General features: G+C 32.5%; 22 protein-coding genes. 21 read left to right on the top strand and 1 reads right to left on the bottom strand.

Going from position 1 to position 25,907, the window contains the following annotated elements:
- Positions 1 to 23 precede the first annotated feature (23 nt).
- The 20 genes from cps2T (at position 24) to tagD (ending at position 21,796) form a co-directional block, all read left to right on the top strand.
- Positions 24 to 1,232, top strand: coding sequence for a beta 1-4 rhamnosyltransferase Cps2T (gene cps2T / locus MHB61_RS07815; protein ID WP_003129790.1), 1,209 nt, complete (start codon positions 24 to 26; stop codon positions 1,230 to 1,232).
- On the top strand, positions 1,222 to 2,160 hold the full coding sequence (locus MHB61_RS07810) for a glycosyltransferase family 2 protein (RefSeq protein WP_032398768.1): 939 nt from the start codon (positions 1,222 to 1,224) through the stop codon (positions 2,158 to 2,160). Before cps2T ends, MHB61_RS07810 begins: the two co-directional genes overlap by 11 nt.
- A complete protein-coding gene (locus MHB61_RS07805; protein WP_014570356.1) occupies positions 2,161 to 2,970 on the top strand; it encodes an ABC transporter permease in 810 nt (269 codons plus the stop codon).
- Between the two features lie 2 nt (positions 2,971 to 2,972).
- Positions 2,973 to 4,163 carry an ABC transporter ATP-binding protein gene (locus MHB61_RS07800; RefSeq protein ID WP_003129798.1) on the top strand — a complete coding sequence of 397 codons (1,191 nt, stop codon included), beginning with the start codon at positions 2,973 to 2,975 and terminating at the stop codon, positions 4,161 to 4,163.
- Positions 4,156 to 5,517 (top strand): DUF2142 domain-containing protein, encoded by a 1,362-nt coding sequence (locus tag MHB61_RS07795; RefSeq protein ID WP_137016411.1) that lies wholly within the window; start codon positions 4,156 to 4,158, stop codon positions 5,515 to 5,517. Before MHB61_RS07800 ends, MHB61_RS07795 begins: the two co-directional genes overlap by 8 nt.
- 7 nt (positions 5,518 to 5,524) lie before the next feature.
- Positions 5,525 to 8,545 carry a rhamnan synthesis F family protein gene (locus MHB61_RS07790; protein WP_058221439.1) on the top strand — a complete coding sequence of 1,007 codons (3,021 nt, stop codon included), beginning with the start codon at positions 5,525 to 5,527 and terminating at the stop codon, positions 8,543 to 8,545.
- Positions 8,542 to 9,927: a DUF2142 domain-containing protein gene (locus MHB61_RS07785; protein ID WP_137016409.1), complete on the top strand. Its 1,386-nt coding sequence runs from the start codon at positions 8,542 to 8,544 to the stop codon at positions 9,925 to 9,927. Before MHB61_RS07790 ends, MHB61_RS07785 begins: the two co-directional genes overlap by 4 nt.
- 20 nt (positions 9,928 to 9,947) lie before the next feature.
- Positions 9,948 to 11,195, top strand: a complete 1,248-nt coding sequence (locus MHB61_RS07780) for a glycosyltransferase family 4 protein (protein WP_137016406.1) — start codon at positions 9,948 to 9,950, stop codon at positions 11,193 to 11,195.
- Between the two features lie 3 nt (positions 11,196 to 11,198).
- Positions 11,199 to 12,035 carry a glycosyltransferase family 2 protein gene (locus tag MHB61_RS07775; protein ID WP_137016404.1) on the top strand — a complete coding sequence of 279 codons (837 nt, stop codon included), beginning with the start codon at positions 11,199 to 11,201 and terminating at the stop codon, positions 12,033 to 12,035.
- The gene (locus MHB61_RS07770; protein ID WP_032398780.1) at positions 12,032 to 12,817 is read left to right on the top strand and encodes a glycosyltransferase; all 786 of its coding nucleotides are present in this window, start codon (positions 12,032 to 12,034) and stop codon (positions 12,815 to 12,817) included. Before MHB61_RS07775 ends, MHB61_RS07770 begins: the two co-directional genes overlap by 4 nt.
- 1 nt (position 12,818) lies before the next feature.
- Positions 12,819 to 13,553 carry a glycosyltransferase family 2 protein gene (locus MHB61_RS07765; RefSeq protein ID WP_014570359.1) on the top strand — a complete coding sequence of 245 codons (735 nt, stop codon included), beginning with the start codon at positions 12,819 to 12,821 and terminating at the stop codon, positions 13,551 to 13,553.
- A gap of 3 nt (positions 13,554 to 13,556) precedes the next feature.
- Entirely contained in the window at positions 13,557 to 13,910 is a 354-nt protein-coding gene (locus MHB61_RS07760; RefSeq protein WP_003129812.1) for a DUF2304 domain-containing protein, read from the top strand.
- The gene (locus tag MHB61_RS13825) at positions 13,900 to 14,007 is read left to right on the top strand and encodes a glycosyltransferase (protein WP_445667031.1); all 108 of its coding nucleotides are present in this window, start codon (positions 13,900 to 13,902) and stop codon (positions 14,005 to 14,007) included. Before MHB61_RS07760 ends, MHB61_RS13825 begins: the two co-directional genes overlap by 11 nt.
- A 5-nt stretch (positions 14,008 to 14,012) precedes the next feature.
- The gene (locus MHB61_RS07755) at positions 14,013 to 14,876 is read left to right on the top strand and encodes a glycosyltransferase family 2 protein (protein WP_340817523.1); all 864 of its coding nucleotides are present in this window, start codon (positions 14,013 to 14,015) and stop codon (positions 14,874 to 14,876) included.
- Positions 14,876 to 15,838 carry a glycosyltransferase family 2 protein gene (locus MHB61_RS07750; protein ID WP_014570360.1) on the top strand — a complete coding sequence of 321 codons (963 nt, stop codon included), beginning with the start codon at positions 14,876 to 14,878 and terminating at the stop codon, positions 15,836 to 15,838. Before MHB61_RS07755 ends, MHB61_RS07750 begins: the two co-directional genes overlap by 1 nt.
- Positions 15,839 to 15,846: 8 nt before the next feature.
- Positions 15,847 to 16,809, top strand: coding sequence for a glycosyltransferase family 2 protein (locus MHB61_RS07745; protein ID WP_003129816.1), 963 nt, complete (start codon positions 15,847 to 15,849; stop codon positions 16,807 to 16,809).
- Complete coding sequence (locus tag MHB61_RS07740) at positions 16,806 to 17,624, top strand: LicD family protein (protein WP_003129817.1); 819 nt, start codon at positions 16,806 to 16,808, stop codon at positions 17,622 to 17,624. The genes MHB61_RS07745 and MHB61_RS07740 overlap by 4 nt, the downstream gene beginning before the upstream one ends.
- A gap of 17 nt (positions 17,625 to 17,641) precedes the next feature.
- Positions 17,642 to 19,078 carry a lipopolysaccharide biosynthesis protein gene (locus MHB61_RS07735; protein ID WP_003129818.1) on the top strand — a complete coding sequence of 479 codons (1,437 nt, stop codon included), beginning with the start codon at positions 17,642 to 17,644 and terminating at the stop codon, positions 19,076 to 19,078.
- 178 nt (positions 19,079 to 19,256) lie between these two features.
- Positions 19,257 to 21,368 carry a glycerophosphodiester phosphodiesterase family protein gene (locus MHB61_RS07730; protein ID WP_003129819.1) on the top strand — a complete coding sequence of 704 codons (2,112 nt, stop codon included), beginning with the start codon at positions 19,257 to 19,259 and terminating at the stop codon, positions 21,366 to 21,368.
- A gap of 5 nt (positions 21,369 to 21,373) precedes the next feature.
- On the top strand, positions 21,374 to 21,796 hold the full coding sequence (gene tagD, locus MHB61_RS07725; protein WP_003129820.1) for a glycerol-3-phosphate cytidylyltransferase: 423 nt from the start codon (positions 21,374 to 21,376) through the stop codon (positions 21,794 to 21,796).
- Between the two features lie 25 nt (positions 21,797 to 21,821).
- Here tagD and MHB61_RS07720 read toward each other — a convergent pair whose 3' ends face one another.
- The gene (locus tag MHB61_RS07720; protein ID WP_014570362.1) at positions 21,822 to 23,894 is read right to left on the bottom strand and encodes a GH25 family lysozyme; all 2,073 of its coding nucleotides are present in this window, start codon (positions 23,892 to 23,894) and stop codon (positions 21,822 to 21,824) included.
- 383 nt (positions 23,895 to 24,277) lie between these two features.
- Here MHB61_RS07720 and guaB point away from each other — a divergent pair, with 383 nt between their 5' ends.
- A complete protein-coding gene (guaB, locus tag MHB61_RS07715) occupies positions 24,278 to 25,759 on the top strand; it encodes an IMP dehydrogenase (RefSeq protein WP_003129822.1) in 1,482 nt (493 codons plus the stop codon).
- Positions 25,760 to 25,907: the final 148 nt, after the last annotated feature.

The following is a 25,907-nucleotide window of genomic DNA, read 5'->3' as shown; positions in this document are numbered from 1 at the left end:
TTTTAGTGAGTAAAAGGAACAACATGAAAAAACACGTTTTTATCATTGGTAGCCGTGGCTTACCAGCGAAATATGGAGGGTTTGAAACATTTGTTGAAGAACTCGTCAAACATCAAAATAATAAAAATATAAAATATCATGTAGCTTGTCAAAGTGAGAATTCAGACATGGCACTACCTGGAGAACATTTTGAGTATCTTGGAGCAGATTGTTTTGTAATTAAGTTACCCAAAATTGGTTCAGCACGTGTGATTGCTTATGATATTTTAGCCATTAATGCAGCACTTAAATATTGTAAAAAAGAAGAAATCAAAGCGCCTATTTTTTATATTCTTGGGAATACAGCAGGTGGATTTATTGGCCATTATGCTAATAAAATCCATAAACTTGGTGGAAAATTATTTGTCAATCCTGATGGATTGGAATGGAAAAGAACCAAGTGGGCAGCACCAATTCGTTCTTATTTGAAATTTGCTGAGAAAAAAATGGTGCGATATGCTGATTTGATTATTTCAGATAACGCAGGAATTAAAGAATATTTAACAAGTGAATATGGACAAGTTGAATCAGAAGTGATTGCTTATGGAACAGAAAAGTTCAAGTCCGATTTGACAGAATCAGAAACTCTGGTAAAATATAAAGTTAATGATTATTATTTGATTGTAGGACGCTTTGTGCCTGAAAATAATTATGAAACGCTAATTAGAGCCTTCATGAAAAGTTCAACAAAACGAGACCTTGTGATTATTACTAATCATGAAGGCAATGCTTACTTCAAAGAATTGCGCGAAAAAACGCAATTCGACAAGGATGCACGAATTAAATTTGTTGGAACAATCTATAATCAAAACGAATTGAGATATGTTCGTGAACATGCCTTTGCTTATTTACATGGTCATGAGGTAGGGGGGACAAATCCTGGATTGCTTGAGGCCATGTGGTCAACAGCGGTCAATGTTGTTTTAGGAGTCAATTTCAACCGGACGACAGCAGGCGATTCCGTCATTTATTTTGACAAGGAAAATTTACTGACAACTTTGTCAGAAGTTGAAAATTTGACCCCAGATGAAGGTCAAAGATTACACGAAAAAGCTCAGGCAATTATCGAAGAAAAATATACTTGGGAGCATATTTGTGCTCAATATGAGGACCTTTTCGCTCCAAAGTTTACTGATGAGTCTGAGCCTTTAAGAAAAATGGAGAACCTAGCCAGAGGCGGAGATGAGAGTTAATATTTTAATGTCAACCTACAACGGCGAGAAGTTCGTCGCTGATCAGATTGAGAGTATTCAAAAACAAACTTATACTGACTGGAATTTAATTATTCGTGACGATGGTTCAATTGATAGAACCTGCGAAATTGTTGATGATTTTGTCAGTAAAGACAACAGAATTAAATTAATTCGAGCTGAAAATGTTGGGGTGATTAAATCCTTTCATGAGCTTGTAACAGATAATAACAATGCTGACTTCTATTTTTTTGCTGACCAAGATGATTATTGGTTGCCAGAGAAGCTGTCAGTAATGCTAGAAGAAACTAAGAAACATGATAATAGTAAACCGGTTATGTATTATACAGATTTGAAAGTTACTGACAGAAACCTTAATGTGACTTCGGAATCCATGATACGCAGTCAGTCTGACCATGCAAATACAAAGCTTGTTCAAGAATTGACCGAAAATACGGTCACAGGTGGAGCGAGTATGATTAATCATGAGCTTGCACAACTTTGGCAAAGTACAAATGATATTATTATGCATGATTGGTATTTGGCAATTGTAGCAGCTGCACTCGGTGAGTTGGTTTATATTGACCAACCTACTCATCTTTATCGTCAGCACGATTCTAATGTTTTGGGAGCAAGAACCCTCTCAAAACGGATAAAAAAATGGATACACCCAAACTTATGGTTTGAAAAATATTGGTGGCTCATTACAGCCAGTCAAAAACAAGCTCAAAAATTACTGACAGAAAATTTGTCACTAATGTCGGAAGCTGATAGAGCACTTGTCAGTGATTACGTCAATATTTTAAAGCAACCAAAAGCAGAGCGTCGACAAATTCTTGATCGATACAATTTACGTAAAAATAAAAATTATCATACAAGAATTTTTCGCGCACTTATCATCACAAAATTTGCATATAAAGGAAAAAAATAAATGAACTTCTTCAGCCGTAGAAATCAAATTCTACTTAGAGAACTTGTAAAAACTGATTTTAAACTAAGGTATCAGGGAAGCTTGATAGGGTATCTTTGGTCAATCTTAAAACCTTTGCTCCTTTTTTTAGTTATGTACTTGGTATTTGTGCGTTTCTTAAAATTTGGAGGAGAAATCCCGCATTTTGCTATTGCCCTTCTTTTAGGAATTACCATCTGGAACTTTTTTAGTGAAGCTACGAATATGGGAATGTTGTCAATGGTAAATAGAGGAGATTTATTAAGGAAAGTTAATTTTTCTAAGCAAGTCATTGTTTTTTCAGTCATAGCTAATGCAATGATCAACCTCTTACTATCACTAGTTGTTGTAATTATTTTTGCCTTCATTAACGGCGTTCAGATGAGTTGGACAGTTGCTTTCATACCATTTTTGCTTATTGAACTTGTCCTTTTTACTGCAGGAATTTCATTTATTTTAGCAACTTTATTTGTATATTTTCGTGATCTAGGTCCAATTTGGGAAGTTGTTATGCAGGCTGGATTTTATGGTACACCAATCATATATCCAATTACACAGATTTCTAAAACTCACCTGGGTGTTGCCAAATCGCTAATGCTTAATCCAATGGCACAGATTATTCAAGATATGCGGTATATTTTAACTTTTAGTAATAATACAAATCCTACACTTTGGCAAATGGTTCATAATCCAATGGTTATAATCATTCCATATCTCATTCCATTTTTAGTATTTGCTTTTGGGCTTTTTGTATTCAATAAAAATGCGAAAAAATTTGCGGAGGTAATCTAATAATGAATGATAATATTGCAGTAAAAATTGATCACGTAAGTAAATATTTCCGCCTACCTACAGATTCTACAACAAGTCTTAGAACAACGCTTGTGAATCGTTTTAGAGGGGTCAAAGGTTACAAAGAGCAGCATGTGCTAAAAGATATCGATTTTGAAGTGGAAAAAGGTGATTTCTTTGGGATTGTGGGAAGAAATGGTTCAGGAAAATCAACGCTTTTAAAAATCATTTCACAAATATATACACCAGAAAAAGGTTCCGTTACTGTCCAAGGAAAGCTTGTCTCCTTTATTGAACTTGGAGTTGGTTTCAACCCTGAGCTTACGGGGCGCGAGAATGTTTATATGAACGGAGCAATGCTCGGTTTTTCAACACAAGAAATTGATGAAATGTATAATGAAATAGTTGAGTTTGCCGAACTACATGAATTCATGAATCAAAAACTAAAAAATTATTCTAGCGGGATGCAAGTCCGTTTAGCATTTTCTGTCGCCATCAAAGCCAGAGGAGATGTTCTTGTTTTAGATGAAGTTTTGGCGGTCGGGGACGAAGCTTTTCAAAGAAAATGTAATGACTATTTCATAGAACGAAAAAAATCAGGACAAACAACAATCCTTGTTACCCACGATATGAATGCTGTAAAAAAATATTGTACAAAAGCAGTTTTGATTGAAGATGGTTATATTAAGGCGTCAGGAGATGTTGATAAAGTAGCTAATCAATATAGTTTAGATAATCTTCAGACAGAGATTTCTGCTGGTGATAAGCCGGAGACAAAAGAAACACTGATAAATTCACTTGAGGTTAGAGTTCTTTCAGAACAACAAATCTTGCCGTCCGATGAAATAACATTTGAAGTTTCTTATCAGGTAAAAAAAGATATTAAAACTTATATTGCATTTTCACTGACAGAAGTAGATCGCAATATCTGGATTTACAATGATAATTCACTAAATCACTTATCAGAAGGAAAAGGATTAAAAAAAGTTAAATATACTTGTAAATTAAATAACGTTAATGATTTGAAACTCAAATTACAAGTATCGGTAAGAAATGAAAAAGATGACTTAATTGCTTTTGCTGATGAAAAAGTAATAATTATAGCACGAGATGATATTCCTGATAATGATAAGAGCGAAAAAGATTCGGCAACAGGTCTGCTTCAGCGAAACGGAGAATGGGAATTTGGATAGAAAGGAAAAAATAAAACCAGAAAGATTATTTTTAGCGATTTCTCTTATTGCTGGTCTTGCTTTTGCTTTACTTCAACCTCTTTTTATTGAACCAGATTCCAGTTATCATTTTGACAAAGCCATGTATATTTCAAATACAGTGGTAGATCGGACAAAGGTTGGGCTTTCAGGGGAAGATTATCAGTCCTCCCCTATCCCTTTTACTACTGTGAGCAGCATGATGCAAAAAGGAGTTTATTTCGAAAAATTTTTTGAAACAAAACTTCCTGTAATTTCAAAAGAAAAAGTTGTTGATAAAAGAGTAAAAGGAACGAAATGGTATAAAGATATTATGCATTTGGTCCCGAGTTTTGGAGTAAAGTTTGGCCATGCTATTTTCCCATCAATTGGTGTAATGGTTATAACAGCTCGTTTATTAGTTCTTTTGTTCTTTTCTATATCAATGTATTTTATAATTAGATATATAAAAGCATATAGAATGTTATTTGTTATTATTTCTGTAACTCCGGTAGTTATTCAATTTTCAACGAGTTTAAGTTATGATAGTTTTAATTATGTCGCCTTTGCTTGGTTGAGTGCGACTCTTATTAATATTGCTGTAGATATTAAAGAAAAAAAAGAAAGATTAATATTTAATACAATAATACGATTACTTTTGCCCTGTATAACTGTTTATTTTTCAAAAACAAATTCATATTTGCTTTATTCACTTGCTATTTTAATTTTAATTATATTAGTAGGGAATAAACTAAAGATATCGCTAACAAAGTTTCAAGTAGGTTTAATAATATCATTGTCTTCTTTTTTTGCTGTGTTGATTTACATTTGGAGATATCAAGAGGCTATTTTTACCATCTTAGGAAAATTCATATATACATTAATGGAACCTTATTACACCGTATTTACGACTGAAGTTATTAGTGGTACCTCCACAGCTGGGGTTCCAGCTTGGTTCTATCCAATTCAATATTCGGTAATAATTTTATTGCTACTATCATATACGGAAGAAAGAGTTCCTAGGTGGTTTGCACATGGTTGTTTTGGAGTAAGTATTGTTAATTTATTAGCAATATTGTTCACTTTTTCTGCTAATCCAAGTTTTGCGGATCTCGTGATCACAGGGCCACAAGGACGCTATTTTACTCCATTTCTTTTAATCAGCTCTCCGTTTTTTACAATTTTTACAAAAAAAATAAAGGTAAAATATTCCGGGATTTTCTTTAAAAAAGCTGTTGTTTTCACTAGTATTATGGCACTTATGTTAAATTTAGGTCTTACAATGATAAAATTTTATCAAATCCAAAGTCCAATGGATGAGTATCGCTCAGGAGTTGAGCATTATATTTTTAAATAGGTGAATTATGAACAAAAAAGTATCAGTGGTAGTCACATGCTACAATCATGAGAAATATATTGAAGAATGCTTGCGTAGTATTTTTGCGCAAACACATCAAAATATTGAACTAATAATATTTAATGACGGTTCAACTGACTTATCAGATGAGGTTATTTCTTCTACTTTGTTGGATTCTCCCTTTGTTGAAACAAGTTACTTTTCAGGAAAAAATCGAGGGTTAGCATTTGTAAAAAATGATGCATTATCAAAAATAACGGGTGAGTTTCTCCTCTTTATAGATAGTGATAATTTCATTAATCCTAACCATATCGAAAAATTGCTAGTTACTTTGCTAGAAAATCAAGCAGATATTGCATATTGCCAGCTTTGGGATTTTATATCTAAAAAAGATTTGTTAAGAAAAGACTTAGAATACGAATTTTCAAAAGAACTTGAAGGAAACATGATTGATGCTTCATCACTAGTGAGAGTAGACACAATTGGTAATATAAAATTTGATGAAAACCTAAATAATAAAGTATTGGAAGATTACGATTTTTGGTTAAGTTTAATTATAAATAATTCAGCAAAGCCAATCTTTGTTCCTGACACGAAACTCAATTATCGTGTATTAGATGAATCAATAAGTAAAAGAGGAAATTGGGACAATTATTATAACTCTTACCTTTATATTTTAGATAAATATAAAAATTATATATCTAATGAGAAAAATAAAGCAATAAAAAACAATATTTTAATGTGGATAAATAACTATGAAAAATCAGAAAAACTTTCCAAAGAACGATTTCAATTAATTAAGAATTATGAAAAATTAGAATCAGAACGTTTAGAATTAATCAAAAGCCAAGAAAAAACGATACAAGAGGAATTCAAGGTTAAAGAATTAATGAATCAAGAACTTCTGGACCGAGAACAGAAGCTTATAGAGATTAAAAATTCTGCAAGCTATAAGTTGGGAAATCTTCAAATCAGAACGGCTAAAAAAACTATTTACGTTTTGAAGCATCCCAAACTCTTATTGAAAATTCCTGGAAAAATAGTGGATTTTTTCACCAAAATTCACCTTTTTACAAAAATCAAGAAAGCGGTTTTAGCAAAAATACGAAATAATTTAAGAGCTAAAAATAATTATATTAACCCTAATCGAGTTTTAGTGTATGTTATATATGCAAATAACGAAAAACTTCACGATTATAAAATCATCTTTTTAAAAGCATTAGCAAAGTTGTCTGAAAAAACGATTATTGTTGTTAATGGAGAGTTAATTCCTGAAGATCAAGTATTATTGAGTTCATATGGGCAATTAGAACTTCGGGAGAATAAGGGATATGATACTGCAGCGTTTCGTCATGGGATTTTAACTCTTGGTAAGGAAGAACTTGGAAAATATGATGAATTGTTATTAGTAAATGATACGAATGTGGGACCATTTACAGATTTAGAAAAAACATTTCGAAAAATGGCTGAACGTAAGGTGGATTTTTGGGGAATTTCTTATGGAGAACCTCAAAATGATTTTACCGGATACAATAAATACGGTCAAATTCCAGTTCATCTACAATCTTATTTCTTGGTGATAGAAAAAAGTTTATCGAACTATTCTGGCTTCTTTAGATATTGGGAAAATCTAGAAGACACAAACTCTCGAAATAAAGCTATTGGAAAGCATGAAACAGTCTTTACAAAACACTTTGAAGATTTAGGATTCAAGCATGATGCAGTAAGTGGAAATAATGATGATAGTGCGATGTACATTCATCCGCTAACCATGTTAAAACAATTTGATGTCCCACTCATAAAATATACAGCATTTGCCAATTATAACAATGATAAATTTGCATGGCAGGGCCTTCAAAGAAAGACTGAGGTTCCGGAATTGCTAGAATATATAAAAAACGAGACAGACTATCCGATTACAATTATTGATAGCATCATGAACGAAGTTAAAAATAAGAAGGTTAAGGAACATATCCTTATCATTGATGGTGTGGAAAATGCAATCCCGCAATGCACTCGTTATAGAGCGCTTAATAAAGCAGAACAACTTCGATCATTTGGTTATGATGTTTGGGTAATCAATAATTCTGATTTCCAAATGGGCTATGCAGAGTATGCTAGTCATATTATAATATATCGAGCCCCATATTCCGATAAACTTGCAGAACTATGTCGATTAGCTAAAAAATATAATAAACCCGTATACTACGACATTGATGATCTAGTAATTGATACAAAATATACTAACTTACTAGATTATACACAGCAGCTATCTGAAAGAGAAAAAATTCAGTATGATTCAGGAGTAGAAAATTATAAAAAAATGCTTCTGCTTTGTGATTCAGCGATAACAACAACAAACAGATTATGCAAAGAATTACAAAACTATCAAGAAAAAGTGATTTTGAATCGGAACCTAGCTAGCCAAGAGTTAGTTGAAATAAGCTCTAAGAACATCAAAGATTACAACAAGACTACAGATAAAATAAAAATTGCTTATTTTTCTGGATCAATAACCCATAATGAAAATTTTGACCTGATTAAACCAGCAATTGTTGCTGTTTTATCAAAATATAAAAATGTTGAATTACATTTGGTTGGCCATTTAAATATTCCTAGAGAACTAAATCAATTTAAACAGCAGATTGTGGCTAATGATTATGTCGACTGGAAAGAGCTCCCAGCGCTCATTTCTCAAATGGATATCAATCTCGCTCCGTTGGTAGACACGATTTTTAACCAAGCAAAATCAGAAATTAAATGGCTTGAAGCGGCTTTAGTAGCCGTTCCGACAATTGCTAGCAATGTTGGTGGTTTTTCTGAAATGATCGAAGATAATAAAACAGGGGTTTTGGTTGGGAAGAATCAGTGGTTTGAAAAATTAGAATCTCTTATCTTACAACCTGAAAAAAGACAAAGGATTGCAATTAGTGCTTATGAATATGTGTTAAAAAATTGTATGACCTTAAAAAGTGATGATGAAATGATACGAGAAATAGAAGTAATTGCCAACGGAGAAAGCTTATGAATGTAGAGAATCGTGGATTAAAAAATAAAAAAATAAAAGTTGAAAAGTTATTTTTAATTTTTGCGATAATATTTGGAGTTACAATGACAGTGGCTCAACCAGTATTTTCTGTCCCAGATGAAAATACTCATTTTATAAATGCTTACTCGGTATTTCATAATGATTCAAAAGATGAAAGTTTTGGTAGGTACTGGAAATATTCCCAAGATGTTACCACGGCTACTCGAAACAATACATATATTCAGAAATTTTTTGTAGAACAAGGTGATTTTAGAGAGAATAAATTAGCGCTTCATTTTAATCTTACTAAAATTCAATATTTACCCCAGGCAATAGGTATTTTACTAGGAGAACTAATATATCCTAGTAAAGGGGTTCTTGTGACTGCAGGAAGGCTCTTCAACTTATTTTTATATATTTTTATGATTTATTTTTCTATTAAGAGAGCTAAGGCAATAAAGTGGGGTATCCTTTTAGTGGCACTATTTCCTATTAGTGTACAACAAGCTGCTTCTCTATCTTATGATGTTTTATTTTTTGGAGCCATTTTTGTCACAATGTCAGTATTGACAAATCTATGGACCAGAAAAGAAAAATTGGATATAAAATGGTGGATATATATTTTCTTAAATATTTTTCTTCTTTATATTTCCAAAAATTCTGTTTATCTTTTAGGATTATTTTTTGTGACACTCCCCCCTTTCCTTTTAGGTAAGAACAAGCTATCAGATGCTTTAGAAAGGTTTTGGATTTTATGTAAAAAGTTTTGGTATGTTGTCTTATTATTAGTAGTTATTGCTATCATTTTTTATCTGAGATATGCCTTTCGAAATTATGGCGGATTATTAAATGGCATGCAGATACTAGTAAATACTTTTCTACGGCCTGATTTTAACCCAACACTTGATACTATTATGACAATAGGAATAATTGGAGATTTTGGGCAACTTAATCATTGGTTACCAGCATGGTGGGTAATTATCAATTTTATTGTTCTAATCTTAGTAGGTATAAATGATGGTAAAAAAATTGATTATAATGTTAGAACGGTATTTTCGAGTGGCTTAATATACTTCCTCAATATTTTGATGGTAGCTGTTCTTATGTATACTAGTTGGACAATAGGAAAATTGAGTCTAACAAATATTGTATACAGTTCAGGAAGTCAAGGACGTTATTATACACCTTTTTTAATTGTTTTAGCACCGGTTTGCGCCTACATTGGTAGATTTATCAAAGTTAGTATGTCAGAAAGGATAGAAAAAAATGTAGTAGTAGGTTTAGTAAGTATCAACTTAATTTCGTTTCTATTATTGACATTAGCTTTCTATTATAATGTTGACGGAGGTCAACACATACTTTTTGATTTATTAGGGAGATAGAACTTTTTATTGGAGAAAAAATGAAAAAAATATTATTTGTTTCACCAACTGGGACACTTGATAATGGAGCGGAGATTTCAATCTATCATTTGATGGCTCATCTTGCGAAAAAAGGTCATAAAGTGATTAATGTGGCTCCAATTTATTTGGGAGAACCTGAAAATATGCATGACGAATATATAGCGAATTTTGCTTCTCAAAGTATAGAAACTCATCTTTTAAGGGCAGCTAAATGGTGGTGGGAGGATGCTCCCGGAGGGCTTCCTGCTGATGAGGAAACACAGACTTATTATTATCGCGAAAATATTTCTCGAATAAAAAATATTATTATTGATAATGAAATTGATTTAGTAATTTCAAATACAGTCAATGTGTTTCAAGGAGCTGTAGCTGCAGCCTGTGAAAGTACTGCTCATTTTTGGTTGATTCATGAATTTCCATTTGATGAGTTTGCTTATTATGCATCGAAAATAGATTTTATTGAAGAACAGTCCGATGAAATTTATAGTGTGGATGGTTTATTGAATCTCGAGTTAAATAATTTATTTACATCGAATATAAGAAAATTTGTTCCTTATAGTGATATTGAGAAAATTACTTTAAAAAATGGAAATATTTCACGTTTAGTTTGCGTTGGTAGAATCTCTGAAAGGAAAAATCCTCTGGAGCTCATCAAAGCCTTTTCTCAAGTCAATATTAATAATTTAGAACTTGTATTTATCGGGAATAGTGATGAAAATGTTCAAAAGGAATGCCAAGATTATATTAATAAAAAAAATATAAAGAATATAAATTTTGTTGGTTATATGGAGAATCCTTGGGAATATTTTACAGACAAAGATATTTTTGTAAGTAGTTCATCCTTGGAAACTTTCGGATTGGTTTACGTAGAAGCTTTGTTAAATGGTATTCCTACAATTATTTCAGACAATCCTGGATATCGTTCTGCAATGAAAATTTTTGAAATTGGTCAAATGTACGAATTAGGTAATGTTGAACAGCTCACTCAGGTAATTAAAGAAGTAGTGAGTAACTATGACTTTTATAAAAAAAATAGTTTAGAAAACTTAGAAAAAGTTCAACAAAGATATTCGGTGGAAAATTGTTATAAAGAGTTGGTTGAGAGTATTGAAACCTTACCAGTAGTAGAAAATAAACCTCTTCGTCATCTATCAAAATTATTAACTATCAATCCGCCTCGTACTGTATACAATAGTTACTTAGGACGTGTAAAGCGGAAAGTTAAAAAATTACTGAAAAAGGTTTAGCTCATGAATTTAACAATTTGCTTAGTAGCTTATAGTCAAAAATTTACAGAGACAGTCTCATTTTATTCTTTATTAAACTTGACTAAGAATCTAAAAGAAAATATTAATTTATATATTTTTGACAATGGAAGTGAAGATTTTTCGTCCTCTCATGAGGAGTTGGATACTCATTCATTTCATAGCTTGAACTATATTTATAATAAACAAAAAGAACGTGGTACTAGAATTGCTTATCAAAGTATTTTAGATGTTAGTCAAGATGAATGGTTAATGTTTTTAGACGATGATACAGAAATTTCACAACCATATTTATCGAAAATTTTATCAGAAATAAAAAAAGAATACCAAAGTGATATTTGTGCCTATGCTCCGTTAGTCTTTGATCATGAAATCCAAATTTCCCCAACAGCAAGTGATACATTGAAAATGATTAATTTTCCTAAAAAACCAGGAATTTATTCTGAAAATCTAACTGGGATTTCAAGTTGTCTGGTTGTAAAGAGCGACTTATTAATAGAAATTGGCGGACTGAATATTGAATTTCCCTTAGATTATCTTGACCATTGGCTATTTTGGAAAATTTTTAATTCTAATAAAAAGGTAGTAGTAATTAATGAAAAAATAAATCACCATCTTTCTATTCAAGAAATAAATCAAACAAATGATCTGAGATTTTATAGTATCTTCTCTAGTGAATATCATTTTTATAAGTATTATAAGCCGGAATTGCTCTTAAATCTTTATAAAAAATATGTTAGAATGATTATTAAAGGAATTCTTGGTAAAGAGATTGGCCCTCGTTGGAAAATTTTATTAAAAATATTATTGGAGAGAAAATGAAGCTGCACACATTTGTAATTTGCGCTTATAAAGAATCACCCTATTTAGAAGAATGTATAAAATCACTGCTAATTCAAGAATCAGTTGCTTTAGGTATGTCTGATATTGTACTATATACTGCAACCCCAAGTGATTTTATTGATGGAATATGTGATAAGTATAACCTAAAAAAAGTTGTGGGGAATTCAAAAGGAATTGGTGCAAATTGGAATGAGGCACTCTCTTGTTCAGAAACAAAGCTTGCAACCATTGCTCATCAAGATGATATCTATGAAAAAAGTTACGGAATAAAAATTATTGAATCCTTTCAAAAAGATAAGAGAATAAATATTGCTTTTTCAGATTATTATGAGATTGACGGAAGCGGACAAAAGCGTAAAAGAAACTTGAATTTAAAAATAAAGACTTTAGGTTTGAAATTTTTATCATTTATTCCTAATAGAAGTTATCAGCGCCGTATTTATGCTTTTGGTAATTTTATTTGTTGTCCAGCAGTTTCATATAACTTAGAAAATTTAAAAAATTTTAAATTCAATGAGGAGATGAAAATGGTTGTTGATTGGGATGCATGGGAGAGAATTATGAAGAAAGAAGGGAAAATCAAATATATTCCGGAACTTTTGATGGCTCACCGAATTCATGCAGAGAGCGAGACCACAGTAAATACAAATGATAAAAACCGAGAAATTGAAGAATTTGAAATGTATCGTCGCTACTGGGGAAAAAATATTTCTAAATTTTTGATGAAATTTTATATCAATAATCAAAAAGGAAATGGATAAGATGTTCAAAAGTAAAAAAATTATTTTAATAATTCCGGCCTATAATGAGTCAGAGGGTATAGTAGATGTTATCCAAAAAGTAAATCAATTTCGTAGTATATACAATGATTCTAGTCGTCAACTTGATTATGTCGTTATTAATGATGGATCAACTGACAATGAGGAAGAAGTGCTTAATGAGAATAATATAAATCATATTGAATTAGTTGCAAATCTGGGCATTGGGGGAGCCGTCCAAACTGGATATCGCTATGCTTATTTTAATGGCTATGATATTGCTGTGCAATATGATGGTGATGGGCAACATGATATCAATAGTTTACCTCAATTAATTTCCCCAATTTTAAATGATGAGGCCGATTTCACAGTGGGTTCTCGTTTTATATCTGATAGTAACTCAGAATTTAAATCTTCTATGAGTCGTCAAACCGGGATAAGGATTCTTTCAACTCTTATACAATTGACTGCTAGAGTTAAAATAAAAGATGTAACTTCTGGTTATCGTGCGGCCAACCGAAAAGTCATTTCTCAATTTGTTAAGCGTTATCCTAGCCAGTATCCGGAACCTGAAAGTTATATGCACATGTTTGCCAAAAGTATACGTGTGAAAGAGATTGGTGTTAATATGTTTGAACGTACAACTGGTGAATCAAGTATTAATCTTGTTAAAGGCTTTGGCTATATGTTTAATGTATCTTTATCTATTCTTATCACCGCTTTATTAAAAAAGGAGTAAAAAATGCCAATACAACTTAAAATTTTAGCAATTTTTTTGGCAGTAGCCTTTTTTGCTTTTATTATCAATCTTATTTATCGAGATAGAGCAGAGGTTCGACATATGAGAAAATGGATTTTATTTGCAATTATTATACTTATTGGTGCAATGTTTCCAGAGCTTACAGCAAAAATTGCTTATTTTCTCGGTTTTAAAACTTTAATGTCATTTACACTGTTTTCTTTGACAGGCCTTTTATTTCTTATTGTTATCCGTTTGCAAATTTCAGTTATCGGTGCAGAGTCTCGTTTAAAATTATTAACTCAAGAGTTATCAATATTGAAAAAACGAGTGAAAGAGTTAGAAGATGACAAATAAATTAGTAACCATCATTCTTCCTGTCTATAACGGTGAGAAATATTTAAAACGGGCAATAGATAGTGTTCTTAATCAAAGATTGGGTATGATAAGTTGACATTATTGGTTATTAACGATGGGGGGACGGATAGTTCATCTCAAATTATCAGCAACTATCAAAAAAAATATCCAGAATTGATTCATTTCATCGATCGTGAAAATAAAGGCGTAGCGAAGACACGAAATGAAGCTATAATACTTACTGAAACAGAGTATTTAACTTTTTTGGATCAAGATGATTACTTGGATCAAGAATTTGTACAAAAACTCTATCAGGAAGCAAAGACTTCGAAAGTCGATGTTGTGGTGGGAGGCTATAGGAGACCAGATGAAGTTGGAAGTGTGAGAAAGACAGTTCAACCCTCTGATACAGAGTTTGGTAAATTTATTACTATGGCCGCATGGTCAAAATTACATCGGACAAAATTCTTAAAAGAAAATAAAATAGAATTTTTTGATAACTCTGTTGGGGAAGATAATGTTTTTACATTTAAAGAAATTATGAGTACACAAAATATCTTAATAATTAACTATATTGGATATAATTGGTTTTATAATACGTCTTCGGTTTCTAATACAGCCCAAAGTAGTTTAAACTCAGAGAATCAAGAAGCGTTGGAAAGATTGCTGGAAAAGTTATTTCAAGTGAATGATAATTCTAATAGTAAAATTAATGAGTATTTTATTGTAAGAATGATTGTTTTCTACTTATTATTTAGTGGTCGAAATTCAACTTTATCGGAGTTTGCATCAGCTGAGCTAAAATTCAATAGTATAATGAAAAATTATGGTTCTAGTTATAATATATTGACTTTTATTCCTAAAGGGGAAAGTTTCTCTATAAAAATGATATTAAAAATATTTTATATACTAAAAAAAATGAGCTTACTAAATTTTGTTATGAGGTTCTATTGTAAAGGAAAATGATGATAAATAAAGAAATTAGTGTGATTGTTCCTGTGTTTAATTCGGGAAAATGGATTGAAAGATTAATTGAGAGTGTTTTGGCTCAAAATATAGGTCAAGAAACTTTTGAATTCATTTTAGTAAATGATAAATCTACAGATAATTCAATTGATATTTTAAACAGCTACCAAAGTAAATTTCCAGAAATCATAAAAGTAATAGATAAAGAAATTAATGAAGGGGTGGCGGCTTCAAGAGACGATGGGCTCAATCTATCTGAAGGAAAATATATTGTTTTTTTAGACAATGATGATTATATTGATGAAGATTATCTCTCAACTCTTTATAACACAATTGAGAATGAGTGTTTAGATTTGGTCATTTCTGGTTATAAATTAGTAGATGAACAAGGTAAAGTTGTGAAAGTTAATCAATACCATAATACTTATGGAGCAGATTATAAAAATCCCTGTATTTGGGGAAGTATTCACAGAAGTGAATTAATAAAAAGACATAATATTCATTATCGTGGTCGTTCAGGAGATGATAATGCTTTTGTTTATCAAGAATTTTTGTATACGGATAAAATAAAGTATATTGATTATATCGGATATAATTGGTTTGAGAATTTTACTTCTTTATCACGCGATGGGCGTCCAAGCATTGAAAAAAATATTCATGACATTCTATATCTTTTGAGGGAAGGACTAAAAAATAATAAAACTAAAAATCTTAGATATGATTATTTTATGATCTATTCGACACTTTATTATTATCACCTATTGTCTAGAAAGGCAACAGCTAACGATTTTAGTAAATTTTTAAAGGTTGTACTCCTTGAGTTAGATAAATTATATCCAAAATGGAGAAAGATTCCAGTACCACAAGATGCAAATTTAAAGATAAAATTATTTATGTCATCTTATAAATTTGTATCGAGGACGCAAACTTACGGAATCTTTTCAAAACTAGTTTGCAAATAAAGGGAAAAATGAAAATTTCAGTAGTTATACCTTGTTATAATGTAGAAAAATATGTTTCACGTTGTATAGAGAGTGTTTTAAAACAAAATATTTCAAAACAAGATTTTGAAATATTAGCAATCAATGATGGTTCCACGGATAAAACTTTACAAATTCTTCGAGGTTACGAAGAAAAGTACTCACATATAAGAGTAATTAATCAGATGAATAAAGGTCTAGGAGAAACTCGAAATATTGGAATTGAAAATGTGGAAAGTGACTATATTGCTTTTTTAGATTCTGATGATTGGATTGATCAAGACTATTTAAAAGTTCTTTATTCGCTTGCCGAAGAATATAGCTTAGATATTGTAAACAGTGGCTTTAGAAGACCTAAGCCAAATGGGGAAATACTTTTTCAAAGCAATTTGTTAGATCAAGAAAGTTCATTTTTTACAAATGGTACTGCTTGGGGAAAGCTTTATAGGACACAATTTCTAAAGGAAAAACAAATTAGGAATAGAATTTCTGCATTTGGAGAGGATATTATTTTTAATCTTGATTGTTTTGAAGCTGGTGCAAAGTTTAAGACAACAGAATATATTGGTTATAATTGGTTTATTAATGATGAATCTCTAACAAGAAGTAGTAGAGATGAAGAAAAAATTGTTGAGACTTGCAAGATATTTTATAAGGCCTTATGTGAAACTAGTGCTAAAATAAATTCGTATTATATTATCTTGTATGCTTCAGCTACTCTTTTTACTGCAAATATAGGAGCTAAAGCATTTAAGGAATTATCTAAAGAAATGGAAAATATCTCAAAAGAAAGAGTGACGCAAAAAGATTATATAAAAGCAATCTTTACTTATGACAAAGGAGTTGCATTTAAACTAAAGATGGGGACTTTAATTTATAGTTTATCTACATTAACACGTATCACTCCATTATTGGGTTTCCTAAAAATATCAAATAAGGTAAAAAGAAAATGACAGAAATTTTAGAAAGTCTCCATGAAAGAGAAATAGACATTTTAAAGTACATTGATATTTTTTGCTCTGAAAATAATATTAACTATTTTTTGATTGGTGGTTCTTTGTTAGGAGCTGTCAGGCATAAGGGATTTATCCCATGGGATGATGATATTGATTTAGGAATGCTTAGAGAAGATTATGATAAATTTGTTTCTTTATGGCAAGATAGTTCAGAATATATTTTATTGAATAATATGAAACAAAAAGATTATACTCTTGCTTTTTCAAAAGTTAGCGATCTTAATTCAAAAATTAAGTTAGACTTTCATGACAATTACTATCATTTAGGGGTTTTTATCGATATTTTTCCAATGGACTTTGTAAATGATAATTACGAAGTGGCTTTAAAAGATCGAAATAAATTTCTTTTTTGGTATGTTGTTTCTCTTTCCCAAAATATACAACAAATTTTTATGCCAAAATTGTCGATTATTCAGAGATGTGAACATATTATTGGATATATTATTAATAAAATAATAGGCCGTAATCGAGTCAAAAATAAGCTGAATCAAACAATGATAAAAGAAAAGACAAATACAATTGCCAATTTGGCAACTGGTTATGAATTTAAAAGGGAAGTTTTTCCACTCGCTTTTGCTGAAAATTTAATTCAACATCCTTTTGAAGATGGAGAATATCCTATCTTTTCAGAATATGCTAAAGCTTTAGAAATTCAATATGGTTCGGACTTTATGGAAATACCAGATCCGTCCAAAGTTTTAAGTAATCATGAGATGTTAGAATTGATCATTGACGATAAAAAAATTATCTAAAAAGTTAGGTGGTGACAATGTTTAAAGATTTAAGGAGTGGGTTTATTTTCACATCAATGGGTCAATTCACAAATATCATTGTGATGTTTGTTTTGAATATGGTACTTTCTCGTATCCTGAACCCAGCAGAGATAGGTGTTGTCGCCTTGGTTCAAGTTTTTCTTTATTTTTTTCAGTCCATTTTGACGAGTGGAATTGCTCCTGCAATTATTCAAAATAAAAAGCTAGATGAAGATGATTATTCCAGCTTATTAAATTTCGCTTTTTTAATTGGTCTAGTTATAAGTATTGCTTTTGGTTTATTAGGATTTATCATCGCTAAAATATATAAAAATGGTGCTTATATTGGCCTTTTTTGGTCAATGAGTTTATTAATAACAACTGAGTTAACAAATTCTGTTCCAAACGCTGTACTAAATAAAAGGAAGCAATTTAAAGAGGTGAATATCCGTTTAATTGTAAGTAGTATTTTTGGAGCTGTGGCCGGAGTGGCTTCTGCTCTGATTGGAGCGGGAGCTTACGCTTTAGTTTTAAATTTGACATTTATTTCTGTCATTTCATTAATACTTAATCTCTATACATCAAAAATAAAAATCAAATTCATGTTTAATAGGGAGTCAATAAAAAAAATAATTGGTCTGGCATCTAACCAATCGGGAGTTGGTTTTATTATATATTTTTCACGCAATTTTGATAATCTAATAGTTGGGAAAAAATTTGGAGACGCTACCTTAGGGGTGTATTCCAAAGCTTATTCGCTAATGATGCTTCCTAATATGATTTTTACTAATATTTTTCAACCTCTATTTCAACCAATTTTTTCAAATCATCAGGATAATATTCCGTATGTCAGAGAAGTCTATCTTCAAATACTAAGAGTTCTTCTTTTGATAAGCGCACCCGTTACTGTTTTTTTTGTACTTGATGCAGATAAAATTGTCTTATTTATGTTCGGTAATCAGTGGGCAGAAGCGTTTAAACCTACTGCTATCCTTTGTTCAACTATTTGGGTTCAAATGACTTATACAACAATTGGTCCAATGTTTTTGTCATGTAATAAGTATAGAGAACAACTTAAACAATCTATAATATCAGTGGTTATTCTAGCATTATCTGTCCTTATTGGTGCAATTATTGGGAATCTAATAGCAATGTCCATTTGTGTTGCTGTTGCGTACATTTTGAACTTTTTCGTAGGTGGTGCAATGCTTATGAAATTAGCATTAGAGAGCACTTTCAGAAGATTTCTAAAGTTACTAATTTCTCCTTTAATATGTGCAGTGATAATAACAATACCAAGTTATTTTGTTTTTCGTTATATTGATTTTGGTGGAGTATTTATTGCATTATTATTTAGGGGGGTATTAATTTTTGGCTTGTTTGGGGGATATTTACTGATTAGTGGAGAATTTAAAAATATTATGAATATTTTAAAAAATAAAAAAATACGGTAGGATAAAAAGATTTATTAATTTGGAACAATGGCTGCCTAGAATAATTTTTAATCTTGTGATATACTTTACCATGTATCGTAACAATGGAGATTGACTTACAGAATTCTTTATTTCTTTTGATAATAAAGAATAATATTTAAACTTTTCTAAAAATCATAAGGTAAAAGGGGATACTGGTATGACAGAAAAAAAGATGAAACAAGGATTAAAAAAATGGGAAACAGGTAAAATATGGCTGTATTCGTCTGTAATTCTTGCTGGAATTTTAGTTGGTATAGGTAGTGCCGGGAGAGCATCTGCAGAAGATTTAGGTTCTCAAAAAGACCAAGAAGACTCTAGTAACATAAGTTTGAGTTTGGTCCAAGAAAGCAAGTTAAATGATGAAGCTGATTCAACACTGAAAACTAATTCTTCAACAGATCAAATATCCAACGATGAGAAGATAAACCAGGATAATTCCTTTGATCATGGCAATTCAGAAACTGGTCAAGATGTAAAGGTCCCTGAATCAAACTCAATGGATAATAAGGAGCAAAACTCTACAAGTTATACAACATATGATTCAAATTTGACCCAAGATAGTAAAATATTAGAAAGTCAAACAAAACAAGAAACAAACAATATATCAGAAACTGAAAAAAAACCAGAGGTAGAATACACTACTCAAGTCCAGAATATTGGTTGGCAGGACCCTGTATCAAATGGTCAATCGGCGGGAACAGTTGGACAAAGTTTAAGGCTTGAAGCGATAAAAGTCAATTTAAATAATATTGATAAGAACAAGGGAGGGATAAACTATCAAACTTATTGTCAAAATATTGGTTGGCAAGGTGGAGTTTCTAATGGAGATGTGGCAGGAACGGTTGGGAAGTCTTTACGATTGGAAGCTATAAGGATTGGTTTATCTGGCGATATTGCTAAGTTATATAACGTTTATTATCGTGTGCAAGTTCAAAACTTTGGTTGGTTAGGTTGGGCGACTAATGGGGCAACTGCTGGCACGAGTAACCTTAGTCTTAGATTAGAATCCTTGCAGATTCAATTGGTTAAGCTTGGAGATACTTTTGTTTTAGATGATGTTCCAGCTTACATTGCAGAGCCAGGAATTACCTATCAAGTCCAAATTCAGAATATAGGCTGGCAGGACGTAAAACGAAGTGGGGGAATCGCGGGCACTCAAGGGAAAGCGTTACGTATTGAAGCCTTGAAAATTAACATTGGTAATAATGGAGAGGATCAATCAAACGCAGTTCAATATGCTAGTCAGGTTCAGAATATTGGCTGGCAAGCACCAGTATCCAATGGTCAAATCTCTGGAACGGTGGGGCAAAGCTTGAGAGATGAGACGCTTCAAGTTTCTTTAGCAGGTAATCTGTCTAGATATTTTAATGTGTACTATCAAACTTATTGTCAAAATATTGGTTGGTTAGATTGGGCGAGGAATGGGGATATCGCAGGAACTGCTCGTCTTGGTTATCGCTTAGAATCATTAAGAATTATCGTTGAGCCAAAATGGGTTTCGGCTCCAGGTGTTTCTACAAATGCTTTTATCAATTCAACTTTAAAATATACTTTACTCCAACATAGAGGGAATCATCGGGTTTATCCAGAAAACTCGGGGCCTTCTGTTCAAACTAGTTTGTATCCTGCAGTTGAGGGGGATTTACAACTTACAAGTGATAATCAGTGGGTTATGATACACGATGATACAATCAATCGTACCACTAATGGTAGTGGTACGATAAGTTTAATGACATTGAGCCAAATAAAAGAATATAATTTAAAAAGTGATAGCGGGGCAGTAACAGGAGATAAAGTTCCCACTCTGGATGAATGGATGCAAACTGTTAAAACCAATAGCTTAATTCCATTTTTACAAATCAAGGTGAATAAAGTAAATACTGAAGCAATGAATAACTTGGTAGATACTTTGAAAAAGTATGGTTATGCTGATTCTGCTGTTGTTACTTCATTTTACACAGCGCCTTTGAGAAACGTAAAAACACAGCTTCCGGATGTAAAAGTTATGTATATTACTGGGAGTCTTACCAATAATGAGATTACTACTGCAAAATCTTTAGGTAATAATTCTGGGCTTGATGTTATTTTATATAAAAATGGGAACACAGCTGCTGCTATCCCTACGTTAAATGCTCAAAATATTAATATGGCTCATCAATCAGGCTTGAGTGTTGGAGTTTGGACTTTAATTCCAGGACAGTCTTGGAATTATTGGACGAATAGGGGAACTAATGTTATCACCATTGGTTCGAATTTACATGGGGTGTGAAAATAATGAAAGAAAAGGAAAAAATTGTTTTAGTAGCTGGAACCTTTGATATCTTGCATGAAAGTCACATCAATATGTTACGTAATGCAAGAAATCTTGGAGACCGTCTTGTTGTGATGCTTTCAACGGATGAATTTAATGAGACAAAAGGAAAGAGAGCTTATCAAGAATATGATACGCGTAAGTATGTTTTGGAAGCCCTCAGGTATGTAGACTTGGTTGTCCCAGAGCAATCTTGGGATGATAAAGCTTTGTATATTGACATGTTTGATGTAGATATTTTTGCAATGGGAGATGATTGGAGAGGAAAATTTGATTTTTTAAAAGAGGATTTTCCAAATTTGAAAATCATGTATTTTCCGAGAGGAAAAACCTCATCTTCAAAAATTAAAGAAGAACTTGGTCAGATTTATGAAGAAAAAAATTAGATTATTTAATCTAATTTTTTCTTTTTTATTTTGGAGAAAGAGAGAGTTTTACAGCTTCAACTCGTAAGGACATTCCCACAGTTCCAGAGATTTGACCGTTGGATACTGGTGCTTGCCAGCCGATGTTTTGGACTTGGCTGGCATAATTGATATCAAAATACTGTGAGATTCTACCAGTGAGGTTTATTTTCAAGGCCTCTAAACGTAGACTTTGTCCTACAGTTCCAGAGATTTGACCATTGGATACTGGTGCTTGCCAGCCAATATTTTGAATTTGGCTGCTATACGATACCCCACCGTCAATACCTGCTGAAAGGTTGCCAATATTAATTTTTAAAGCTTCCGTTCGTAAGCTTTTACCCACCGTTCCAGAGATCTGACCAGTAGATACAGGATTTTGCCAGCCAATGTTTTGAACCTGAGTGCAATACTGGAGGGAAGGAGTAGTCAAAAAAGTAAAAGTTGTAGCTCCAGGAGCTGGATTTCCTTTTTTAACGAGTTGAATTTGAATGGCTTCTAAACGGTAGGACATCGTAGAAGTTCCAGCAGCTTCGCCATTTTTTGCCCAATCCATCCATCCAATATTTTGAGCTTGAACTCGGTAGTATAGATCGTATTGATTTGCTATTTCTCCGCTTAAATTCATTTTTATTGCCTCAAATCGCAACCCTTGTCCAACTGTTCCAGCAATTGTCCCATCTTGAACCGGATTTTGCCATCCGATATTTTGTACATAACCCTGATATTGAATGTGACTATTTGAATTAGTCAGACCGTTTGAAAGGTTGATAAGGCTAATTTTAAGTGACTCCATGCGTAACCCTAACCCAGTTGTACCAGCAGTTTCTCCGTTATAGGAATTTTTTTGCCATCCTATATTTTGGACTTGGGCTTGGTAAGAAATTGAAGGAGATGTTATCGGGATCCATTTAGCATAAAGGGTTGTATTAGATGTAATTACTTTTGCGAAGTTATAAGCTTGAGTAAGTGAAGAATCACTATACCAACCTGAGAAGTTAAATCCAGCTTTAGTAGGAGCTGCTGGTTGGCTTACTACACTACCAGCTGCAACCGATTGATTGGCAATTGGTGTTCCACCGTCTGTGTTAAATGTTATAGTATAAGTTGAAGGAGGAACAGGGGATGTAGAGGTAAAATAATTACTATAATCAATTGAAGTATCAACAGCATTGGCTTTCAAGTTAGAGGTTCCTTGATAATACATCTGACTTGTATATTGCCAAGCACCATATTGCGTATTCTGAAGATTACTAGAAGATGGCTTGCCATATAGATATTGAGCAGCCCAAAGATTTTTGGGACCACCTAGAGTATTATAGTTCATTTGACAAGTTGCTGTATCTGTTCCAATCCATGAAGCAGAGGTATAAAACTTTGTGTTGCTATAACCATTTGCTTTGAGCGTGTTAGCAAATTGTACACCAGCTGTTGCCCAATCAACCGTTATGGGATTGGGTCCGATAATATTTCCCGAGCCATCTCTATAAGGTTGCTCGCAGTCCATAATCATTACAATGTTGCTAGACAATCCAAAAGATTTAGCTACTTTTGCAAAGTATGCGGCTTCCTGTATGGCTAATGAATTTGCATCACTTTGTGAATTGGCTCCTGTTAAGCGTGCGTAGTGATAAACTGCAACATTTAATCCGGCATTCTGTGCCATTTTAATTTGATTTGCAGCATATGGGTTCGTATAATTAGTTCCTTCGGTTAGTTTAACAACGATTGACTTGACACCAGATGTCTTAAGAGAATTAAAGTCTGCTTGTGTCATCCATGATTGATAGCTAGCAATATCTACAGCATCTTTTCTTGGCAGTGTATTATCATCGGACTTGAGATCAGAGGGAACATTGGCAGTTGGAGCTGCTGCAAATGAACGTGCTCTGATATTAGGAGTTGTAGATGATGTATCACTACTACTGTCCTTGGAAGTTTCTTGAGTTTGAATTTGCTCAATGTAGTGCCCCATCGGGGTGTTATCTGAACTAATAGTGTCTTCAGCTAATACTGGTTTTGTAAATAGTAATCCAGAAAAGAGTATTAGTGAAATAATGTGAGTTTTTTTCAGTTTCATTTCTAAAATTATTGCTTTCTTTTGATTGGTTGTGAGGTAAATGAGAGTTATTATTATATTTTACAATGATAATAAAAAAGGAATGTTGCTTTTTAGTAAAAACAAATTAATTATTTAATTATTTTGTTTTTAATTTGACTTAAAGCGTAATTTAAGCTCGCTTTTTTTAACTTGCATAATATATGTTACCATATTTAAGGCAAGTTTATGAAATAATAAGGTAATTATGAGTTTAAATTATGCATATTTTTTATTTAATCTGTTTTCTACTGTTGAAATGCTTTGGGAATAGTGGTAGAATAGTAAAAATAAAAAATTGGCGAATGCCATAGAAATATAGCTATATTGCTTATATATAGCACGATAATGGAGGAATATTTTCGATGTCAAACTGGGAAACTAAGTTTTTGAAAAAGGGATTTACTTTTGATGATGTATTGCTGATTCCAGCAGAGTCTCATGTTTTACCAAATGAGGTGAGTATGAAGACAAAGTTGGCTAAAAATTTGACTTTGAATATTCCAATTATCTCTGCTGCCATGGATACTGTAACTGACTCAAAAATGGCTATTTCAATGGCGCGTCAAGGTGGACTTGGTGTAGTTCATAAAAATATGTCTGTTGAGGAACAAGCTGAAGAAATTCATAAAGTGAAACGTTCAGAATCTGGTGTTATTACAGATCCGTTTTTCTTGACTCCAAATCATAAAATTGAAGAAGCTGAAAACTTGATGGCAACTTACCGAATTTCTGGCGTACCAATCGTTGATACGCTTGAAAATCGTAAATTGGTAGGGATTATTACTAACCGTGATTTGCGTTTTATTACGGATTATAATCAACAAATCAAAAATATGATGACTTCTGAAAATCTGATTACTGCTCCGGTTGGAACAACTTTAGATACAGCTGCTCGTATTTTGCAAGAGCATAAAATTGAAAAATTACCTTTGGTTGATGAAGCTGGTAAATTGGCTGGTTTGATTACAATTAAAGATATTGAACGGGTGATTGAATTCCCAAATGCTGCTAAAGATGAGCAAGGTCGTTTGCTTGTTGCTGGAGCAGTTGGTGTATCTTCTGATACTTTTGAGCGTGCGGAAGCTTTGTTCGCTGCAGGGGCTGATGCGATTGTTATTGATACGGCTCATGGACATTCAGCTGGTGTTTTACGTAAAATCCGTGAAATCCGTAATCATTTCCCAGACCGTACTTTGATTGCTGGTAATATTGCTACTGGTGAGGGTGCTCGTGCTTTGTTTGAAGCTGGTGTTGATGTGGTTAAAGTTGGGATTGGTCCTGGTTCTATCTGTACGACTCGTGTTGTTGCTGGTGTAGGTGTTCCGCAAATTACAGCCATTTATGATGCGGCAAATGTGGCGCGTGAATTTGGTAAAACAATCATCGCTGATGGTGGGATTAAATATTCTGGTGATATTGTTAAGGCGCTTGCTGCTGGTGGAGACGCTGTTATGCTTGGTTCAATGCTTGCAGGTACTGACGAATCTCCTGGGGAATTTGAAATCTTCCAAGGTCGTAAGTTTAAAACTTACCGTGGAATGGGTAGCTTGGCAGCCATGAAAAAAGGTTCTAAAGACCGTTATTTCCAAGGGGCTGTTAATGAAGCTAACAAACTTGTTCCAGAGGGAATTGAAGGACGTGTGGCTTATAAAGGAACAGCGACAGATATCGTTTTCCAAATGCTTGGCGGTTTGAAAGCGGGAATGGGATATACTGGTGCGGCTGATATTACTGCTTTGCATGATTCAGCACAATTTATCGAAATGTCTGGTGCTGGTTTGAAAGAATCACATCCGCATGATGTACAAATTACTAAAGAAGCACCTAACTATTCTGTACAATAAAAATTACTGACAATAATTCTGTCAGTAAAAAAAGGGAATTGACAAGTTGTCGTTCTCTTTTTTATTTTGAAATTTACTGACAGAAAAATTTGTCAGTAAAAAGATGATTAAAATAGGTCTTTTATTATAGGAAAAAAGGCTAAAAATG

Source organism: Lactococcus sp. FSL K6-0773, assembly GCF_038006485.1.
Taxonomy (GTDB): domain Bacteria; phylum Bacillota; class Bacilli; order Lactobacillales; family Streptococcaceae; genus Lactococcus; species Lactococcus lactis.
This window is presented reverse-complemented; position numbering and strand designations above follow the sequence as displayed.

Excerpts from the sequence above, each read along its gene's own strand:
- cps2T (WP_003129790.1), top strand. The coding sequence starts at position 24 with ATGAAAAAACACGTTTTTATCATTGGTAGCCGTGGCTTACCAGCGAAA.
- MHB61_RS07810 (WP_032398768.1), top strand. The coding sequence starts at position 1,222 with ATGAGAGTTAATATTTTAATGTCAACCTACAACGGCGAGAAGTTCGTC.
- MHB61_RS07805 (WP_014570356.1), top strand. The coding sequence starts at position 2,161 with ATGAACTTCTTCAGCCGTAGAAATCAAATTCTACTTAGAGAACTTGTA.
- MHB61_RS07800 (WP_003129798.1), top strand. The coding sequence starts at position 2,973 with ATGAATGATAATATTGCAGTAAAAATTGATCACGTAAGTAAATATTTC.
- MHB61_RS07790 (WP_058221439.1), top strand. The coding sequence starts at position 5,525 with ATGAACAAAAAAGTATCAGTGGTAGTCACATGCTACAATCATGAGAAA.
- MHB61_RS07785 (WP_137016409.1), top strand. The coding sequence starts at position 8,542 with ATGAATGTAGAGAATCGTGGATTAAAAAATAAAAAAATAAAAGTTGAA.
- MHB61_RS07780 (WP_137016406.1), top strand. The coding sequence starts at position 9,948 with ATGAAAAAAATATTATTTGTTTCACCAACTGGGACACTTGATAATGGA.
- MHB61_RS07775 (WP_137016404.1), top strand. The coding sequence starts at position 11,199 with ATGAATTTAACAATTTGCTTAGTAGCTTATAGTCAAAAATTTACAGAG.
- MHB61_RS07770 (WP_032398780.1), top strand. The coding sequence starts at position 12,032 with ATGAAGCTGCACACATTTGTAATTTGCGCTTATAAAGAATCACCCTAT.
- MHB61_RS07765 (WP_014570359.1), top strand. The coding sequence starts at position 12,819 with ATGTTCAAAAGTAAAAAAATTATTTTAATAATTCCGGCCTATAATGAG.
- MHB61_RS07760 (WP_003129812.1), top strand. The coding sequence starts at position 13,557 with ATGCCAATACAACTTAAAATTTTAGCAATTTTTTTGGCAGTAGCCTTT.
- MHB61_RS13825 (WP_445667031.1), top strand. The coding sequence starts at position 13,900 with ATGACAAATAAATTAGTAACCATCATTCTTCCTGTCTATAACGGTGAG.
- MHB61_RS07750 (WP_014570360.1), top strand. The coding sequence starts at position 14,876 with ATGATAAATAAAGAAATTAGTGTGATTGTTCCTGTGTTTAATTCGGGA.
- MHB61_RS07745 (WP_003129816.1), top strand. The coding sequence starts at position 15,847 with ATGAAAATTTCAGTAGTTATACCTTGTTATAATGTAGAAAAATATGTT.
- MHB61_RS07740 (WP_003129817.1), top strand. The coding sequence starts at position 16,806 with ATGACAGAAATTTTAGAAAGTCTCCATGAAAGAGAAATAGACATTTTA.
- MHB61_RS07735 (WP_003129818.1), top strand. The coding sequence starts at position 17,642 with ATGTTTAAAGATTTAAGGAGTGGGTTTATTTTCACATCAATGGGTCAA.
- MHB61_RS07730 (WP_003129819.1), top strand. The coding sequence starts at position 19,257 with ATGACAGAAAAAAAGATGAAACAAGGATTAAAAAAATGGGAAACAGGT.
- tagD (WP_003129820.1), top strand. The coding sequence starts at position 21,374 with ATGAAAGAAAAGGAAAAAATTGTTTTAGTAGCTGGAACCTTTGATATC.
- MHB61_RS07720 (WP_014570362.1), bottom strand. The coding sequence starts at position 23,894 with ATGAAACTGAAAAAAACTCACATTATTTCACTAATACTCTTTTCTGGA.
- guaB (WP_003129822.1), top strand. The coding sequence starts at position 24,278 with ATGTCAAACTGGGAAACTAAGTTTTTGAAAAAGGGATTTACTTTTGAT.